Origin of the sequence: Dyella sp. SG609 (genome assembly GCF_012275375.1) — a bacterium.
Lineage (GTDB): Bacteria > Pseudomonadota > Gammaproteobacteria > Xanthomonadales > Rhodanobacteraceae > Dyella_D > Dyella_D marensis.
Genome location: NZ_JAAZQJ010000002.1, coordinates 20,292 through 38,905, shown reverse-complemented (window position 1 = coordinate 38,905; position 18,614 = coordinate 20,292). Strand labels below are relative to the sequence as shown.

The following is an 18,614-nucleotide window of genomic DNA, read 5'->3' as shown; positions in this document are numbered from 1 at the left end:
ATGTCCCTCGCCCAGCAGCGCCTGTGGTTCCTGCACAAGCTCGAAGGCCCCAGCACCACCTTCAACGTGCCCCTGGCCTTGCACCTGGAAGGCGAGCTGGACGCGGACGCCTTGCAGGCGGCGGTGCGGGACGTGATCGTCCGGCACGAGGTCCTGCGCACCATCTTCCGCGAAGCAAACGGCGTGGGCGAGCAGGTCGTGCTCGATCCGGCCGCGGTCGAACTGACCTTCGAGCGGAGCGATGCCACTGAGGCAACGCTGGCGCAGTCGGCAAGGGCGTTCTCCGAATACCGCTTCGACCTGACCCGGGATATCCCGCTCCGCGCCGCGCTGTTCCGGGTGGCGCAGCGCCGCCACACGCTGGTGCTGCTGGTCCAGCACATCGCCAGCGACGGCTGGTCCTGGGCGCCCTTGATGGAAGACCTGAGCATCGCCTACGCCGCCCGGCGCCGCGGCGCCGCACCGGATCAGCCGCCGCTGCCGGTGCAGTACGCCGACTACGCGCTGTGGCAGCAGGAGTGGATGGCGCAGGAATCCGATCCGGACAGCGACATCGCGCGGCAGCTGGCGTTCTGGAAAGACAAGCTGGTCGGGCTTCCCGAGCAGACCGGCCTGGTGCCGGATCGCCCGCGCCCGGGCAGGACCGTCCATGCCGGCGACAGCGTCGAGGTCGACTTCGGTCCCGCCGTGCTGCGCGACCTGCACGAGCTGGCGAGCCGGCACCGCTGCAGCCTGTTCATGGTGCTGCACGCGCTGGTCGCCGCGCTGTTGACCCGGCTCGGCGGCGGCACCGACCTGCCCATCGGCACCTCGGTGGCCGGGCGCCATGACGAGGCCTTGAACAACCTGGTGGGCTTCTTCGTCAACCTGCTGGTATTGCGCACCGATACCTCCGGCGATCCCTCCTTCCATCAGCTGCTCGATCGGGTGCGCGAAACGGACCTGGCGATCTATTCGCACCAGGAGGTGCCGTTCGAGCGCCTGGTCAACATGGTCAATCCCTTGCGCCAGTCGTCGCAGCATCCCTTGTTCCAGGTGGCGATGGTGCTGCAGAACAATCGCAACGCCAGCCTTGCGATGCCGGACCTGGCGGTGCGTACGGAATTCCTGCCGCTGGGCACCGCCAAGTACGACCTGACGTTCGAGTTCATCGAGCAGTCGGAAGCGGATGGAAGCGCGCACGGACTGTCCTGCAGCATCGAATACATGGTCGATCTTTACGACCGCGCCACCATCGAGGGCTACGCCGAAAAGCTGGCTCGCCTGATCGCCACGGTGACGAAGCGGCCGGACCTGCCCCTGAGCCGTGTCGACCTGCTCGGCGAAGAAGAACGCGACCGCCTGCTGAACCAGTGGAACCGCACCGCCCGGCCGATGCCGCCAGGCACCCTGCCCGACCTGTTCGCGGCGCAAGCAGCGCGCGATCCCGACGCCGTCGTTGCATCCGACGGCGAACGCACGCTCAGCTACGGCCAGCTCGATCGCCGCGCCAACCAGCTCGCGCATTACCTGCGCGGCCTGGGTGTCGGCCCGGACGTGCTGGTGGGGCTGTGCATGGAGCGTTCGCTGGACCTGCTGGTGGCCATGCTCGCCATCGTCAAGGCCGGCGGCGCCTATCTGTCGCTGGACCCGGAGCATCCCGCCGAACGGCTCGCCGCCATACTCAACGAAAGCATGGCGCCCATCGTGCTCACCGAGGCGGCGTTGCGCGATCGGCTGCCGGCGCACTGGGGCCTGATGCTGGTCCTGGACGAGCAAGCGGCGGAGATCGATGCGCAACCGGAGCTGGCGCCGCCGCACGGGTTGCAGGACGAGCATCTGGCTTACGCCACCTACACCTCGGGATCGACCGGCGCCCCCAAGGGCATCGTCGTCACGCAGCGCAACGTGATCGACCTGGCGTTCGATCACCGCTGGCAGGACGGCGGCGAGCGGCGCCTGCTGCTGCATGCGCCGCTGGCGTTCGACGCTTCCACCTTCGAGATCTGGGTGCCGCTGCTGCGCGGCTGGCGCATCGTCGTCGCTCCGCGCGGCAAGCTCGGCGCGCGGGAGCTGGCGCGCGCGGTCGTGGCGGGCGGGATCACCGATCTATGGGTCACCGCGGGCCTGTTCCACCTCATGGTCGACGAGGACGTGGCAGCCTTCGCCGGCCTGCGGCGGGTCATCTCCGGCGGCGAAGTCTTGTCGCCGCCGCACGTCGCCAGGCTGCTGGCGGCGTGTCCGCGGCTGACCATGTGCAACGCCTACGGCCCGACCGAAACGACCACGTTCGCCACCCTGCACCCCATGCGCGCCAGATCGCAACCGGCCGGCAGCCTGCCCATCGGCGCGCCGCTCGACAACATGCGCGCCTGCGTGCTCGACAGCGCCTTGCAGCTGGCATCGGTCGGCCAGGTGGGCGAGCTGTACCTCGGCGGGTCCGGCCTGGCCCGCGGCTATCTGTCGCGTCCCGCGCTGACCGCGGAGCGCTTCGTGGCCGATCCGTTCCATGCCGGCGAGCGCCTGTACCGCACCGGCGATCTGGTGCGCTGGCGTGCGGACGGCACGCTGGATTTCGTCGGGCGCGCGGACCGCCAAGTGAAGCTGCGCGGCTTCCGCATCGAACCGGTGGAGATCGAAGCGGCCCTGCTGGCCCAGCCTGGCGTGCGGCAGGCGGCGGTGGTGGTGCGCGAGGACCGGCCCGGACAGAAGCAATTGGTGGCCTACCTCGTCGGCGCGCCGGACCGCACGCTGGACACCGCCGCCCTGCGCCGGGCGCTTGGCGAGCGCCTGCCCGCCTACATGGTGCCGGCTGCGCTCGTGCCGCTGCCCGCGCTGCCGCTCACCGCCAACGGCAAGCTCGATCACCGCGCCCTGCCCGCGCCGGACTTCGACCGCGCGCAGGCACGCGCGCCGGGCACGCCGCAGGAACAGGCGCTGGCGGGCCTGTTCGCCGAAGTGCTGGGCCTGCACCAGGTCGGCGTGGACGACAGCTTCTTCGAACTGGGCGGCCATTCCCTGCTGGCGGCGCGCCTGATCTCGCGCATCCGCAGCGTCATGAGCGCCGAGGTCCCGCTGGCCGATATTTTCGACGCGCCGACGGTCGCCCAGCTCGCCGCGCGCATGGAAACGGCGCGCCGTCCTGCCCGCGCGCCGCTGCGCCCCATGCGCGCCACGGAATCCCCCTCATGATCCCCTTGTCGTACGCCCAGCAACGGCTCTGGTTCCTGCAGCAGCTGCAAGGCCCGAACACCTTGTTCAACGTGCCGCTGCTGCTGAAGCTGCGCGGCGCGCTGCGCGCGGATGCGCTGCAGGCGGCGCTGGACGACGTGGCGAGCCGGCATGAAAGCCTGCGCACCGTCTTCGCCGACGTCGAAGGCGTGGGCCGGCAGATCGTGCGCGAAGCCGCACAGGCCCGGGTTCCGTTCGAGCTGCGCGAGGTCGATGCCGGCGCGCTGGAAGCGGCGCAATGCGAGGCGGCCGGGCACGTCTTCGACCTGGCCACGGAAATCCCCATCCGCGCGACCTTGTTCCGGCTGGGGCCGGACGAGCACGTTTTGCTGCTGCTGTTGCATCACATCGCCAGCGATGGCAGCTCGCTCGCGCCGCTCACCGGCGACCTGGCGGCCGCCTACGCGGCGCGCTGCCGCGGCCAGGCGCCGGCCTGGGCGCCGCTGCCGGTGCAGTACGCGGATTACAGCCTGTGGCAACGCGAATGGATGAACGAGGCGCACGATCCGGCCAGCAGTGTGGCGCACGAGATCGACTATTGGACATCGGCGCTGGCCGGCCTGCCGGAACAGCTGACGATCGCCGCCGACCGGCCGCGTCCCGCGCATGCCAGCCACCGCGGGGCGAGCGTGGTTTTCAGAATCCCCGCGCCGGTGCACCGCCGTCTGCGCGAGCTGGCCCGCGAAACCCAGGCCAGCCTGTTCATGGCACTGCATGCCGCGGTGGCGGCGCTGCTGTCCTTGCATGGCGCGGGCGACGATCTGCCGATCGGAACGTCCGTCGCCGGCCGCGACGACGAAGCGATGGAGGCGATGGTCGGCCTGTTCGTCAACCTGCTGGTGCTGCGCACGGACACCTCGGGCCAACCGGGTTTGCGCGAACTGATCCGCCGCGTACGCGCTGTCGATCTCGCCGCCTTTTCCCATCAGGCGCTGCCCTTCGAGCGCGTCGTCGAGCTGGTCAATCCGCAGCGCACCCAGGGCGCGCACCCGTTGTTCCAGGTCGCGCTGGTGCTCAACAACAATGCCGCCGCGGCGAGCGCTTTCGCGGACTTGCAGTTGACCCTCGATTTCATGCACGTGGCCGTCGCCAAGTACGACCTGGGCTTCGGCTTCGTCGAGGAGTTCGACGCCGATGGCGCGCCCGCGGGGCTGGGCTGCGACCTGGAATACGCGCTCGATCTGTACGAACCGGATACCGCGCAACGCCTGGTCGACCGGTTTCTGCGCCTGCTGTCGGCAGCGACCGCGCAACCGGATCTGCCGCTGGACCGGATCGACCTGCTCGAGGCATCCGAGCGCCTGCATGTGCTGGAGCACTGGAACGCGACGGCGCACGCCGTGCCCGCGGACAATCTGGCCGATGCCTTTGCCACCGTCGCCACGCGCACACCCGATGCCGTCGCGATGCGTGCCGGCGATCGGACGATGACGTACGGCGAGCTCGACGCGGACGCCAACCGTCTCGCGCACCACCTGCAATCGCTGGGCGTGGGGCCGGATGTGCTGGTGGGTTTGTGCCTGGAGCGTTCGCCCGAACTGCTGACGGCCACCCTGGCCATCGTCAAGGCGGGCGCCGCCTATCTGCCGCTGGATCCGGATTACCCCGCCGAGCGCCTGACGCAGATGCTGAGCGAGAGCATGGCGCCGGTGCTGGTCACGCAGGCGGATCTGCTCGACCGGCTGCCCACGCACTGGGGTGCGCTGGTCGTGCTGGAGGAAGAAGCCGAAGCGATCGCGCAGCAGCCGCCGACTGCTCCAATGCATACCTTGCAGCCGGCCCATCTGGCCTATGCGATGTACACCTCCGGCTCGACCGGCCTGCCCAAGGGCATCGCGGTCACGCATCGCAACGTGCTGGATCTGGCCCTGGACCGGCGCTGGCAGGACGATCGCCAGCAGCGCGTGCTGCTGCACTCACCGCAGGTCTTCGACGCGTCCACCTACGAAATCTGGGTGCCGCTGTTGAGCGGACGCCAGATCGTGGTCGCCCCGCCCGGCAAGACCGATATCGATGCCTTGGCGCGCACCATCGTGGACGGACAGGTCACGGCGCTGTTCCTGACCACGGCGCTGTTTCGCCTTATCGCCGACATGCCGGAGTGCCTGGCTGGCGTACGCACGCTATGGAGCGGGGGCGAGGCGGCATCGACGCAAGCCTTCGAGAAAGTGATGAAGGCCTGCCCGCACGCAAGGATCGTGCACGTCTACGGTCCAACCGAGACCACGACCTTCGCCACCTGCCATGCGCTGCCGCCGCTCTGGCAGGCCGATGGTGGCGTGCCCATCGGCGCGCCGATGGACAACACGCGCGCCTACGTGCTGGATCGCCGGCTGCGCCCGGTTCCGATCGGCGTACCCGGAGAGCTCTACCTGGCCGGCTCGGGACTCGCGCGCGGCTATCTGCGGCGTCCCGCCTTGACCGCCGAGCGCTTCGTGGCCGACCCCTATGGCCCGCCGGGCGGCCGCCTGTACCGCACCGGCGATCTGGTGCGCTGGCGCGCCGATGGCCAGCTCGTTTTCGTCGGCCGTATCGATGCGCAGGTGAAGATCCGTGGTTTCCGGATCGAGCCGGGCGAGATCGAGGCGGCGTTGCGCGAGCAGGCCGGGGTGGCTCAGGCGGTGGTCGTGGCGCGCGAAGACCAGCCCGGGCACAAGCGCCTGGTCGGCTATGTGGTGGCCGCCGCGGGCCAGGCGCCCGATCCTGCCGCGCTGCGCCGCCAGCTCGGCGCGCGCTTGCCCGAGTACATGGTGCCGGCGGCGGTCGTGCTGCTGGAGGCGCTGCCGCTCACCCACAACGGCAAGCTCGATCACAAGTCGTTGCCCGCACCGGATTTCGTCCCGGCCGGACGCCGCGAACCGCGCACCGCGCAAGAGGTTCTGCTGGCGCGGCTGTTCGCCGACATCCTGGGCCTGGAACAGGTCGGCATGGATGAAAGCTTCTTCGATCTGGGCGGTGATTCGATCCTGGCGATACAGCTGAAGGCGCGTGCGCAGAACGCGGGCGTCGCCTTCGATCTGGCGCATCTGTTCGATCATCAGAGCGTCGCCAGGCTGGCGGCGATCGCCACTTTCCCGGTGGACGGGCAGGCGCGCCCGGTGGAGGCGTTCGAACTCATTGCCGAAGCGGATCGCCAGCTCGTCCCCGAACACATCGAGGACGCCTACCCGCTCAGCCAGGTGCAGGCGGGCATGGTGTTCTACAACCGCTACGACACCGCTTCGTCGCTCTATCACGTGGTCTTCTGCGCCTCGATGCGCCTGCCTTTCGACGCGGCGGCGATGCGCGGCGTGCTCGATGAACTGGCCCTGCGCCATGAGGTGCTGCGCACCAGCTACGACTTCGATCGCTACAGCGTGCCCTTGCAGCTGGTGCATCGATCCGCCAGCGTGCCGCTGGCCGTCGACGACTTGCGCGGCCTGGATGAAGCGGAGCGGGAAGCGGCGTTCGACCGGTGGTGCGGACAGGAATCGCGCAATCCTTTCGACGTCCACGAGCCGCCCCTGCTGCGTGTGTTCGTGCATCGCATGACCGACGCGGAATTCCGCTTCACCCTCAGCTTCAATCACGCCGTCCTGGACGGGTGGAGCGATGCCAGCCTGGTGACCGAGTTCATGCAGCGCTACCAGGCCAGGCTGGAGAAACGCACGGTGCCCGCCGTGCCTCTGCCCATCAAATACCGCGACTACATCGCGCTGGAGCTGCAGGCGATCGCCGCGGAGACCACGCAGCGCTTCTGGCGCGACATGCTGGCGGGCTATCGGCCGGTGGAGGCGCAGCGCAGCGTCCTGCCGGTGCGCGAAGACGCGTCCCACGCGCCGCCGGAACACTACGCCTTGATCGAAATATCGAACCGGACCTTCGAGGGCCTGGTCGACCTGGCCCAGCAAAGCCAGGTTCCGCTGAAGACGATTTTGCTGTCCGCCCACATGGCCGCGCTGAGCGCGCTGACCGGCAGCCGCGACGTGGCGACGGCGATCGTCACCCATGGACGCCCCGAGGCGGTCGATGCCGAAAAGCTGATCGGCCTGTTCCTCAATGCGGTGTTCCTGCGCATGCGCATCGGCAGCACCAGCTGGCGCGGCCTGATCCGGGACGTGATGGAGGCGGAGAGCCGCCTGTTCCCGCATCGGCGCTATCCGCTGCCCACGATCCTGCGCGACAGCGGCTTGAAGAACGGGATCGGCGTCATCTTCAACTACATCCATTTCCACGTTTACGACCAGCTCAACGAACTGGGCAAGAAGCTCGACGTAGGCAGCGGCGAGGGGCATTCGGCCTTCCCGCTGGGCATGGATTTCCAGCGCGACGCAAACGGAATCACCGCCACGGTCACTGGCCATGGCCATCTCTACGACCTGGCCACGCTGCAGCGCTACGCGGATGGCTATGCCGGGGTGCTGAAGACGATGGCCGAGGCGCCGGACGCGCCCGTGGGGACGCGCAGCCTGCTCGACGACGAGGAAACTGCTCGCATCCTTGGCGCATGGTCGGCCGCCACGCGCGCGGTTCCCGGCGCATCGATGCCGGCGGGCCTGCGCGCGGAGAAGGTTCATGCCTATATCCTCGACGGCACGCTGCAGCCGGTGCCGGCGGGTGTGACGGGCGCCCTGTATCTCGCCGGAGACGGCATCGAAAGCCATCACGCCGGTTCGCCCGCCGCGACGGCTTGCCGCTTCATCGCCCATCCGTTCACCGCTGGCCGCCGCCTGTACCGGACCGGGGAGCTTGCCTATTGGTCGGCGGACGGCTCGCCGGTGCTCCAGGCACCCGCCGGGCGCCCGGCGCCGGGCGCAGATTCCGCCATCGACATCGAGCGGATCGACGCCCTGCTGTGCGCGCATCCGGCGATCGCGCACGCGTCGAGCGTGCTGCGCGAGGACGAGCCCGGACGCAAGCAGCTGGTGTCGTACGTCGTCACCGGGCCCGGCCAGTCCGTGAATGCGGATGAGCTTCGGGGCCGCGTGAGCCGGCTGCTTCCGGCTTATGTCGCCTCGACCCTCGTCATCACGGCGCCGCAGCCGTCCGCCGTGCGTGGAGCGCGCCTGGAGCAGGAGACTTCCATGCTGTGGTAGCGGCGGCCTGGCGGCGGAGGTCGCAGGATGCGTCCCGGCTCTGCGCATGCAGCACGGTGCCGGCATTTCAACCCGGAATGAGTGTCAGCCGATGGGTGGTGAACATGAAAAAGTTCAGCCGTTATTGCCGATCGATCCTCTTCACGCCCGCCCTGGTGGCCGAGCGATCGGTCAAGGCCGATGCGACGGATGCCGATATCGCCCTGATCGACCTCGAGGACTCCGTCGCCGCGATCCATAAGGCCGAGGCCAGGAACCGCGCCGTGGCGTTCTTCTCCAGGCCCTCGATCACGGCGTGCCGGCGCGCGGTAAGGATCAACAATCTGGGCAGCCCCGATGGATTGCTCGATCTGCTGGCACTGTGCGGGTGTCCGTACAAGCCCGACGTGGTGATGGTGCCCAAGGTCGAGTCGCCGCGCGATCTGGAGATCGCCGGCAGCCTGCTGGGCGGCGTCGTCGAACTGATGGCGATCATCGAGACGCCGCTGGGCATCGAGAACATCTCCGCCACGGTATCCACGCGGGCACGCCTGACCGCGACGATCTTCGGCGCCGCCGATTTCGCGCTCACCACCGGCACGTCGATCGATTGGCACTCGCAGCACTACGCGCGCTCACGCCTGGTCACCGCTACGCGCGGCGCCGGCCTGCATCCCCTCGAATCGCCCTGGTTCGACGTTCGCGACACGGACGGCATGGTGACCGCGGCCAGGCGCGCCCGCGAGCTTGGCTACGGCGGCATGGCCGCGGTGCATCCGTGCCAGGTGCCGGTGATCAACGAGATTTTCTCCCCGAGCCAGGACGACATCGACCGTGCGAGGCGCCTGGTCGCCGCGAGCGCCAGCGACGGCAGCGGCATCTGCCTGATCGACGGGGTTGCCGTCGGCGCGCCGTTCATCGAATCCGCCCGGCGCCTGCTGCAGGAGTTCGACGCGCCGCGGCCGATGGCCAAGGACCGTTACGCGGAGCCAGCGAACATGGGCCGGGCATGAATGGCCTGACGCGCAGGATCCCGTTGGAGGAAGCCGCCGCATCCGCGGCGCCGTATGTGGTTTCCGACATCGCGCCGTTGCGGCGCGTGATCGTCAATGCGCCATCGCCCACCGATTATCACCTTGAGGTCGCGACCGGCAATTTCCTGCACTACAACCCGCCGCCGGTGGAGGCCGCGCGGCAGCACGCGCAACTCGAACGCCTGCTCGCAGCCTCCGGCGCGGAAGTGCTGTCGATGGAGCGGCTGCTGGACGAGGCGATCGAGGAAGCCCGCGGCAAAGGGCAGTTCGCGACCTGGCTGCGCGCCTCCCTGCCCCGCCTCGCGCCCTGGGCCGGCTCGGCGACCGGCGCCACGCTGCTGGCCCGCGCCGGGCAGGTGCAGTTCCAGACCGATGCCGAGGGCATCTACCGGCATATCGTCGACCATCGCCTCGGGCTTGCCTTCACCCGCGACCTGGCGGTGATGACGCCGCGCGGATGGATACTGGGCAACTTCATCTCGCCGTCGCGGCGGGGCGAGGCGGCGCTCATGCGGTTCGCGGCGGAATTCGCGCCCTCGCTGCGCCCATACCCCGTGCTGTTCGACGCCCTCGAAGCGGGGCTTTGCCTGGTGGGCGGCGACCTGCAGGTCGTCGACGAGCGGACCTTGCTGGCAGGCGTGGGCCATTGCACGGATCCGCGCGTTGCCCCGCTACTGGCCAGGCGGCTCGACATGGACGTGATCGCCGTGCGCATGCGCGGTAGCAGCACGGTGCGCTGGCAGCCGGACAGCAGCGTTCTGACGCATATGTTCCTGCACCTGGACAGCTGCTTCACGCGCGTGGACAACCGGCTCGCGGTCGCGCTGCCCTATTTCCTCGAAGCTGCATATGCGGATCGCGATCCGCTCACCCGGTTTCTGAAAGGCCTGCTGGTGGAGCCCACCGTCGACGCCGCTCAGACGGACGCCGCCATCGCCAGCCTCGCGGGCATCGGATGGGTGCGCCGCTACCGCGCCGGCAGCGGCGATGTGGACGACAGCTGCGAAGGGATGAAGCTGGTCGACCTGGTCCGCACCTGGGGCTGGCAGGTGGACTTCGTCGGCGGCGCCGCCATGGACGCCCTCGACATGGAGCATTTCTTCCGTGTGGTGCTCGCCGAGCACGACAAGCAAGCGTCGAATCTGGTGGCTACCGCGCCCGGCCGGGTGCTCGCGTATGCCGATGCGCCGCGCACCCATGCGGCGCTGCAAGCCCGCGGCGTCGACGTGCAGACCTTCGATGGCCGCGATCTCTGGCCGTGGTGGGGCGGGCCGCACTGCCTGACCTTGCCGCTGGAGCGCGGATGAGCCGCTCCGTGCATCCCTTTCCCTTCGCACCGGCGTATCGCCGATCCCCATCAGCCAGGAAACCGCCATGAACCAGAGCGAGTCGAACGACATCGTCGGACCGCATCATTATCGCAATGCCGAAGCCATGCTCGCGCATGGCGAGCGGGTGTGGCTGCGCGCGGCCGATAGCGGATTGCTCAATATCCAGGTCGACCACGAGTCCAACGATCGCCTGATCGTGCGCGACACCGGGCACGAGTTCACCTTGCTGTGCTCCTGCTCGTACCTGGGCCTGAACCACCACCCGAAGATCATCGAGGGCGCGGTGTCCGCGCTGCGCAAGGCCGGGACCACGGGCCTGTCGATCGCGGAAGTGCGCGTGCGGCTGAAGCTGCTGGTCGAACTGGAGGAAAGCCTGCGCGATCTCTACGGCGCGCCCGCGCTGCCCGGCGTGAGCTGCAGCGTGCTCACCGCCGGGATCCTGCCGCTGATCGCCTCCGGACACATCGGCGGCGGCAGCGGCCCGCGGGTGATGGTGTTCGACCGCTTCTGCCACTTCTCGATGGCCTACATCAAGCCGATCTGCGGCGACGAAGCGCTGGTGCTGAATTGCCCGCACAACGACCTGAACTACCTGGAAGACATCTGCAAGAAATACCCGCGCGTGGCCTATGTCGCCGACGGCGCCTATTCCATGGGCGGGCGCACCGCGCTGGAGGGCTTGCTCGATTTGCAGGACCGCTACGGGCTGTTCCTCTATTTCGACGACTCCCATGCGCTGTCGATCGAGGGGCCGCGCGGCGAGGGCTATGTCCGTTCCAGGATGGACATGAATCCCCTGACCATGATCGTGGGCTCCCTGGCCAAGGCGTTCGGCGCCTCGGGCGGCGTGGCCATGCTCGGCAGCGAGCGCGATTTCCAGTTCCTGTATCGCAACGCGGGTCCGGTGACCTGGTCGCAGAATATGGACGTGGCGGCGGTAGGCGCCTGCCTCGCCAGCGCCGAGCTGCACCGCACGGCGGAACTCGGCCAGCTGCAGGCGAAGCTGCAGCGGAACATCGATGTGTTCGATCAACGCTTCCCTACCCGCTTCGCGGGCAACGGCCTGCCGATCCGCCTGATCGACGTGGGCGACGAGGATCTGGCGGTGCGCCTGTCCGAACAGCTTTACCTCGCCGGCTACTACTGCTCGGCGGTGTTCTTCCCGATCGTCGCGCGGGGTGCGGCCGGCGTGCGGGTGATGCTGCGCGCCGATCTGGAAGCCGATCGCCTGGACCATTTCTGCGACGCCGTCGAATCGCTGATGGCCAGCGCATGAGTGCCATACCGTCAGAACAGCAGCCGTCAGGAGCGCAGTCGTACATGGATCGAGACGATCGTTTGTGGGGTTACCGGGCTGTCGGCGAGAACCGTTATCGCGAGGTCATCGGCTTCTGCTACGACGACTTCCGCCCGGGCGATGTATTCGAGCACCGTCCGGGACGCACGCTGGCCGAATCGGACAATCTGTTGATGGCCGGGTTCAGCATGAATCCTTCGCCGCTGCACATCGATGCCGAATATTGCGCGCATACGCCGTGGAAACGGCCGCTGATGTCCAGCCTGGTCACTTTCAGCATCGTCTGCGGCATGAGTGTACGCAGCACCAGCGGCCGCGCGCTGGCCAACCTGGGCTGGGACAAGGTGCGCCTCACCCATCCGGTGTTCGCGGGCGACACCATTTATGCGGAGAGCGAGATCCTGGCCAAGCGGCTTTCGGAGACGCGGCCGGGCGCGGGGATCGTCAGCTGCCGGACGCGTGGGCTGCTGTCCACCGGCGAAGTCTTCCTCACCTTCGAGCGCAGCTTCCTTGTGCCGACACGCGGCCAGGAGACCGAAGACCATGCGGGGTACTGAGCGGATGCTGGCGATGATTTATGAAGGCGCTGGCGGTCCCGATGTGATCGCGCGGCGCGAACTGCCCATGCCGGTGTGTGCGCCGGACATGCTGCTGGTGAAAGTGCATGCCAGTGCCCTCAACCGGGCCGACGTGCTGCAACGCGAAGGCGAATACGAGATACCTGCCGGGCAATCGACTATTCCGGGCGTGGAAATTGCGGGCACGGTGGAAGCCTGGGGCGAGAACGTGTCCGGTTTCTCACACGGCCAGCGCGTCTACGGCGTGGTGGAAGGCGGCGGCTGCGCCGAGTTCTGCCTGCTGGACCGCCTTATGGCCAACCCGATTCCCGACGGAATCGGCTTCGAAGAGGCCGCGGCGACGGCCGAGTCCTTTCTGACCTGCAACGAAACCCTATTCGAACTCGGCGGACTGGCGCCGGGCGACAGTGTGCTTATCCATGCCGGCGCCAGCGGCATCGGCACCACCGCGCTGCGAATGGCTCTTCACATTGGCGCGCGGCCGATCTGCACGGTCGGTTCCCCGGCCAAGGCCGAGGCACTGCGCGGGCTCGGCGCCGCGGACGTCATCGAATACAGGAAACAGGATTTCCTCGCCGAGGTGCTGCGCCTCACCGGCGGCGCGGGTGTTGCGCTGGTGCTGGATTTCGTCGGCGGTGCGTATCTGGAGCGCAACCTGCGCGCGCTGCGCCTGGGTGGGTGCATGGTCTCGGCGGGGCTGCTCGACGGCCTGTCGGCGGACATCGACCTGCTGCTGCTGGTGGAGCGCCGCCTGCAGATCAAGGGTTCGTCGCTGCGGCTGCGCCCGATGGCCGAAAAGCGCGGCGTGAACGCGCGCTTCCGCAAGCGCTGGCTCAAGCCCCTGCGGCAGGGCGAGATAAGCCCCGTCATCCACGCCACCTATCCGCTCGCTGATCTCGCGCTGGCCCAGCACGAGATGGAGGAGAACCGCAATATCGGCAAGATCGTGCTGGCGGTGCGCGATACGGAAGGAACATCGCTGCTGTGAGCCGCGCCATCCGCTGCACCCGATCCCGGCCTGCCGTTCGCCGCGCCCCTGCCTGCGATCCGATTTCTGTCATGGAGAAAGCATGAACGCCACCGCTGCCGACCACGACCTGGTCTACCTTGCACCCGATACCAAGCTCGAGCCGCTGGTCTTCCGCTGGTATGCCTGGGGCCATCTGGTCGCGCCGGTGCAACTGGCTTTGTCGCTGGCGTTTCGCCACCTGCCGATGCTGAAATCGTTCATCGCCAATCCGGCGGTGCACGAGGCGGCGAGAAAGAACCCGAAAATGCTCGGTGGTTCTTTTCTGGAGCTGAGCCAGCGAGACGTACCGGCCGTGCGCGCCTTGCAGCAGGACATCCTGGCGCGCGGCGCGGACCTGCTCGGCTTCGCCGAAGACCTGATCAAGCTGGATCGCCAGCTGCAGCAGAGCGAAACCGGTTTCAGCCTGGACCACCATTACGACGCGCTGCCCGCATCGCTCGCCGGCCTGGTAGAGGCCAGCTACGACCTCAATCACCATCCTTCGCTGCGCGTGTTCGAGGAATTGATCTACCGGGGCGAACTGGCCGGCACCGCGGCGCAGGAAATCGCCTTCTGCAAGACGCCGGACGCGCAGCGCAACTTCTTTATCAACACGCCGCGGCTGGACGGCGAGGATCGCTTCGTCGTGCCGCTGCCGTTCGACAGCGCCTCGTACGACCTGGTCTCCCGAAGCCGGCTCTCGCCGGTTCCGTTTGGCGCCATCGCCGATGCGCTGGGTGTCGCCGACGATGCCGCGCGCACGCGGCTGCGCGGCTATTTCGCGCAAACGCCGCCGCCGCGCAACGAACCGGATTTCACCGGCGAAGGCGTGCGCGTGCGCTACTTCGGACACGCCTGCGTGCTGGTGCAGAGTGCCGAGGTGTCGGTGCTGATCGATCCGTTCCTGGCCTGGGACGATGGCGACGACGGCCGGCTTACGTTCCACGACCTGCCGGACCGCATCGACTACGTGTTCCTTACCCATAATCATCAGGACCATTTCAGCGTCGAGACGCTGCTGCAGCTGCGCGGCCGCATCGGCACGATCCTGGTGCCACGCAACAACGCCAACAGCCTGGCCGACCCATCGATGAAACTCGCGCTGCAGGCCATCGGCCAGCCGCGCGTGCAGGTGCTCGACGCGATGGAACGCGTGGCGATTCCCGGCGGCCACCTCACCGCCTTGCCCTTCTACGGCGAGCACGCCGACCTGAGCATCGCCAGCAAGCACGGCCTGCATGTGGACCTGCAGGGCCGGACGCTGATGTTCCTGGCGGACTCCGATGGCAAGGATCGCGCGCTTTACCGGCGTATCGTGCAGCGGCTGGGCAAGGTCGACACCTTGTTTATCGGCATGGAGTGCGATGGCGCGCCGCTTACCTGGCTGTACGGTCCTTACCTGAGCCAGCCGATCAGCCGCAAGGACGATGATTCGCGGCGTTTGTCAGGGTCCGGCAGCGAGAACGCCTGGAGGATCGTGGAGGAAATCGGCTGCAAGACGGCTTATGTCTACGCCATGGGACAGGAGCCATGGCTGCGATTCGTGGCTGGACTGGAATACACGCCGCAGAGCAAGCAGATGGTCGAGTCGGACAAGTTCATCGGCCGCTGCCGCGAAGCCGGACTGGCGGCGGAACGGCTGTGCGGATCGCGGACGATGCGGATGTAAGCATGGAGGCGGCGAGGTTTCGGTGCGCGGAACACTGTTCTTCGCACCGAAACCTTTTACTTCACCGATTCCGAGCCAAAGCCGGAGCCCGGTACTGGATGGCGCGCTCCTCAGTGAAAGCTGCTGCCGGCATCCTGGTTATAAGGCGCAGCCTGCCATTCCGCCGGGGTCAGGCTTTGGCCCTGGTCCTCCACCATGAACTGCCACGGACCCACGTACGTGTTGCCGCTGAATACGTTGGCCTGGTTGAAGGTGATGGCTTGCTCAATCACATCGCCCTGGTACGGCGACCATGACGGATAGGTTCCCCAGTTCGAAAGCAGGCCCTGCCAGCCGCATCCGTTATCCGCCGTGCAATTCGAGCCGATATTCGAAGGATTGAAGCTGAAGGTATTGCCCGTCACCTGGATGTTCTGGCTTTTCCAGCGGCAATCCGAATAGTACGGGGCCTTGTCGATCGTGCCCGCCACGCAGGTCGACAGATTCACCACGGCGGGATTGACCAGCGTGCAGTCGCCGCTGCTGGTATTGGCGGGCGAATTGCAGAAGCGGTCCGCGTTCTCCCAGATCACGACGCCCGACCAGTTGTCGATGAAGGTGTTGCCCGTGATCGCGATGGTCTGGTAGCGGGCCGGAACACGGGCGTCTCCACCGCTCTCGGAGAGGTAAATGGCGCTCGTCGGAAAGCCAGGGTTGTCCGGTCCGGCCGTATGGGCGGTTCGCAGGAACGTATTGTTCTTGATCAGTGCGTTGTAGGACGTCTCGTAAATAATGCCCGAGTTCTCCTCATCGCTGAAAACATTGTTCTCGATATCGAAGTCGTTGTTGTTGGTGTCCGCCCACAGCCCCGGGCCTTCATGGTTGTGGTGGAACCAGTTGTTGGTGATGGCCGCCTTGTTCGTTGCCCAGAACTTGCCACCTCCGGTGCAGCCGCACCCCGGGCTGGCCGTCTCCCAGCGATAGGTGTTGTTGTATGAAATCTCGTTGTGATCGATGACGACATTCGAGACGCCGTCCGGCTCGTAGGCGCTGAAGCCGTATTGCCCGTTGCCGGTCAGGCAATTGTATTTCAGGGTGTTGGAGCTGCCGACGAACACGCCGGCCCCGGCATTGCCTTGCACGGTGTTGTACTGGATCGTCCAGCCGTGGCCGGCATCGTGATTGACGACGCCTTCGTTGTTGTTCGCGTCCGCGGCCCCGAAGTTCTGGATGGTCAGATGTTCGATGGTGACGCCGGTGGCCTGGCCGGTGAAGGCATACAGATTGGTGTGCTGGCCATCCAGGACCGCCCCCGGCGCACCGATGAAAACGCTGTTGTCGGCGGGAATGATCTGGCTGTAAATGCCGGTGCCGAGCTTGTGGACTCCAGGAGCAAACCAGAAGACCTTTCCGGCCTGGCGGAAATTGAAGGAACTGTTATCGCCGGCCGGCACCGTGATGGCCCCTGCCGGTGGCGTTGACGGTCCATTCAAAATGGACGCGTCCCCGCAAACGGCCGTGGCGGCGGCCGGTGAAAGGCGCGGTGCTGCATTGCTTGCAACGTAAGGCTGCGCCATGGCGGATGCCGACAAAAAGACGGCTGTCAGCGCGGCGACATGGCCGGCCTTCCGTAAGGCGTCACGAAGGATCCTCATGCGTTCTCTCCTTGCGATGATGAGGCGACACGTCATGGCGACTGGCGCCAAGGGAGGCGCGACTATCGCGCAAACCTTCGCCAGTGAAATGCGATTGGCTGCACAGTGCGCCGCCATCTTTCACCGTCAAGGGAACAGAGCGATTAAGCGTGGGATGAAACCCGTCCATGCGCGGCCTTATCTCGCCGGGTGAAACCCGCGTGCATTGGGTAACGCGAGCGGCGGCTGTTTCAGAGCACCCACCCTTCCCGGTATTCACGCCGCAGAAACGCATTGGCAGCAGGCAGGTTGGTGATGCGCATGTTCGCCCCGTCGTACTCGATCCTGCCGCCCGCGCGAAGAGACACGACACCCAACAGCATGACCTCCGTCAGCTGGGCAGCGTACGGGAATGGCGACGACGCCTCCGCCCTGCCCTTGCACGCATCCACCCAATTCATCTCGTGCGAGGTCTTGATGCGCGCGTACTTCTGCGGTGGCGTGCCCACCGAATCATGCAACGACTGCGGCAATAAACGCGGGTTCGCGCCATAGGTCTCGTGGATAAGCGCACCCTTGTCGCCAACGTACAGTACGCCGCCGTCCTTGCTTATCTGCACCGCCCCCAAGGCCTTCACCGCCGGCGGCAGCAAGGCGCCGTCGTACCAGGTGAGCTTCACCGGCGGCCGGCTGCCGCGTGCGGGGAAGTCGTAATACGTCATCGTCGCCATGGGATACGACGCCTCGTTGAATGGCGTCGAGACGGTTTCCACCGAGTTCGGAAAACCCAGGTCCAGCGACCAGAACGGGGAATCGATCAGGTGCGCTCCCATGTCGCCGATGGCGCCCACGCCCCAGTCCACCCAGCCGCGCCAGTTGAACGGGTGATACAGCGGGTGGTATTCGACGACGGGGCCGGGGCCGAGGAAGAGGTCCCATGCCAGCCCTTCGGGCTTCGGATAGTTGCCGGCCATGGCGTTGGCGAGCCGGTCCATCACCGCGTCCTCGTTCCAGCTTGCATCGTCCGGCCGCGGCCTGGTCCGCGGACGCGGAATGCCCTGCGGCCAGTAGGCCAGCGGGCGATTGGTCCAGGCGTGGACTTCGCGGACATCGCCGATCGCCCCGGCCGCGATGTACTCGTTGATCAGGCGGGCATCGTCGCTGGAGTGTCCCTGGTTGCCCATCTGCGTGACGAGCCTGGGATTTTCCTTCGCCTTCCTGGACAGCTCGCGGGCTTCGTAAATCGACCAGGTGAGCGGCTTCTGCAGATACACGTGCTTGCCATGACTCATCGCCGCGCTGGCGATCACCGCGTGCAGGTGATCCGGTGTTGCGATGACGACCGCGTCGATATCCTTCTGCTGTTCGAGCATCCGGCGGTAGTCGGTATAGCGCCTGGCTGCACTGAACTTGCCGGCAAGCAGCCGGGTCTGCTCGATCTCGTTCTGCAGCTCCAGGCGTTCCCTGGCGGTCTGGGCCCTGTCGAGGCGTGCCTGCGTTTTCCCCAGGCCGCCGACCATCCCGTGAAAGGACTTCTCCGTATAAGCCCAGTCCACATCGCACAGCGCGACGATGTTCTCGCCGGCCAGGGCGCGCATATTGTGCAGACCCATGCCGCCGACACCGATGCCGGCGATGTTCAATCGATCGCTGGGCGCCATATGGCCAGGCCCACCCAGCACGTGGCGGGGCACGATCATCAGCCCGGCCGCGGCCATGGCTGTGCCGGTAAGGAATTCGCGGCGGGACATCTTGCCGCTTGCTTCCGTACCCCCGGAGGCTCCCCCGATGCGGGAGCCCTGCTGCTCTTTCGCGACTT

General features: G+C 67.1%; 10 protein-coding genes. 8 read left to right on the top strand and 2 right to left on the bottom strand.

What is annotated here, in order from left to right; genetic code table 11:
* From FHW85_RS03590 to FHW85_RS03555, 8 genes are all read left to right on the top strand, one after another.
* Positions 1 to 3,171, top strand: coding sequence for a non-ribosomal peptide synthetase (locus FHW85_RS03590; protein ID WP_210427702.1), 3,171 nt, complete (start codon positions 1 to 3; stop codon positions 3,169 to 3,171).
* The gene (locus FHW85_RS03585) at positions 3,168 to 8,285 is read left to right on the top strand and encodes a non-ribosomal peptide synthetase (RefSeq protein ID WP_168647365.1); all 5,118 of its coding nucleotides are present in this window, start codon (positions 3,168 to 3,170) and stop codon (positions 8,283 to 8,285) included. Before FHW85_RS03590 ends, FHW85_RS03585 begins: the two co-directional genes overlap by 4 nt.
* A gap of 56 nt (positions 8,286 to 8,341) precedes the next feature.
* Positions 8,342 to 9,277 (top strand): CoA ester lyase, encoded by a 936-nt coding sequence (locus tag FHW85_RS03580; protein ID WP_210427701.1) that lies wholly within the window; start codon positions 8,342 to 8,344, stop codon positions 9,275 to 9,277.
* Positions 9,274 to 10,605 (top strand): arginine deiminase family protein, encoded by a 1,332-nt coding sequence (locus tag FHW85_RS03575; protein WP_168647364.1) that lies wholly within the window; start codon positions 9,274 to 9,276, stop codon positions 10,603 to 10,605. The genes FHW85_RS03580 and FHW85_RS03575 overlap by 4 nt, the downstream gene beginning before the upstream one ends.
* 67 nt (positions 10,606 to 10,672) lie before the next feature.
* Complete coding sequence (locus FHW85_RS03570) at positions 10,673 to 11,905, top strand: aminotransferase class I/II-fold pyridoxal phosphate-dependent enzyme (protein ID WP_168647363.1); 1,233 nt, start codon at positions 10,673 to 10,675, stop codon at positions 11,903 to 11,905.
* A 44-nt stretch (positions 11,906 to 11,949) separates the two neighbouring features.
* Positions 11,950 to 12,483 (top strand): MaoC family dehydratase, encoded by a 534-nt coding sequence (locus FHW85_RS03565; RefSeq protein WP_167257352.1) that lies wholly within the window; start codon positions 11,950 to 11,952, stop codon positions 12,481 to 12,483.
* A gap of 4 nt (positions 12,484 to 12,487) precedes the next feature.
* On the top strand, positions 12,488 to 13,492 hold the full coding sequence (locus FHW85_RS03560) for an NAD(P)H-quinone oxidoreductase (RefSeq protein WP_168647362.1): 1,005 nt from the start codon (positions 12,488 to 12,490) through the stop codon (positions 13,490 to 13,492).
* Positions 13,493 to 13,574: 82 nt separating this feature from the next.
* Positions 13,575 to 15,182: an MBL fold metallo-hydrolase gene (locus FHW85_RS03555; RefSeq protein ID WP_168647361.1), complete on the top strand. Its 1,608-nt coding sequence runs from the start codon at positions 13,575 to 13,577 to the stop codon at positions 15,180 to 15,182.
* Between the two features lie 110 nt (positions 15,183 to 15,292).
* Here the strand turns inward: FHW85_RS03555 and FHW85_RS03550 are convergent, their stop codons facing one another.
* Both FHW85_RS03550 and FHW85_RS03545 read right to left on the bottom strand, forming a co-directional pair.
* Entirely contained in the window at positions 15,293 to 16,816 is a 1,524-nt protein-coding gene (locus FHW85_RS03550; RefSeq protein WP_210427700.1) for a right-handed parallel beta-helix repeat-containing protein, read from the bottom strand.
* Positions 16,817 to 17,046: 230 nt separating this feature from the next.
* A complete protein-coding gene (locus FHW85_RS03545) occupies positions 17,047 to 18,546 on the bottom strand; it encodes a Gfo/Idh/MocA family oxidoreductase (RefSeq protein ID WP_168647360.1) in 1,500 nt (499 codons plus the stop codon).
* Between the last annotated feature and the right edge of the window lie 68 nt (positions 18,547 to 18,614).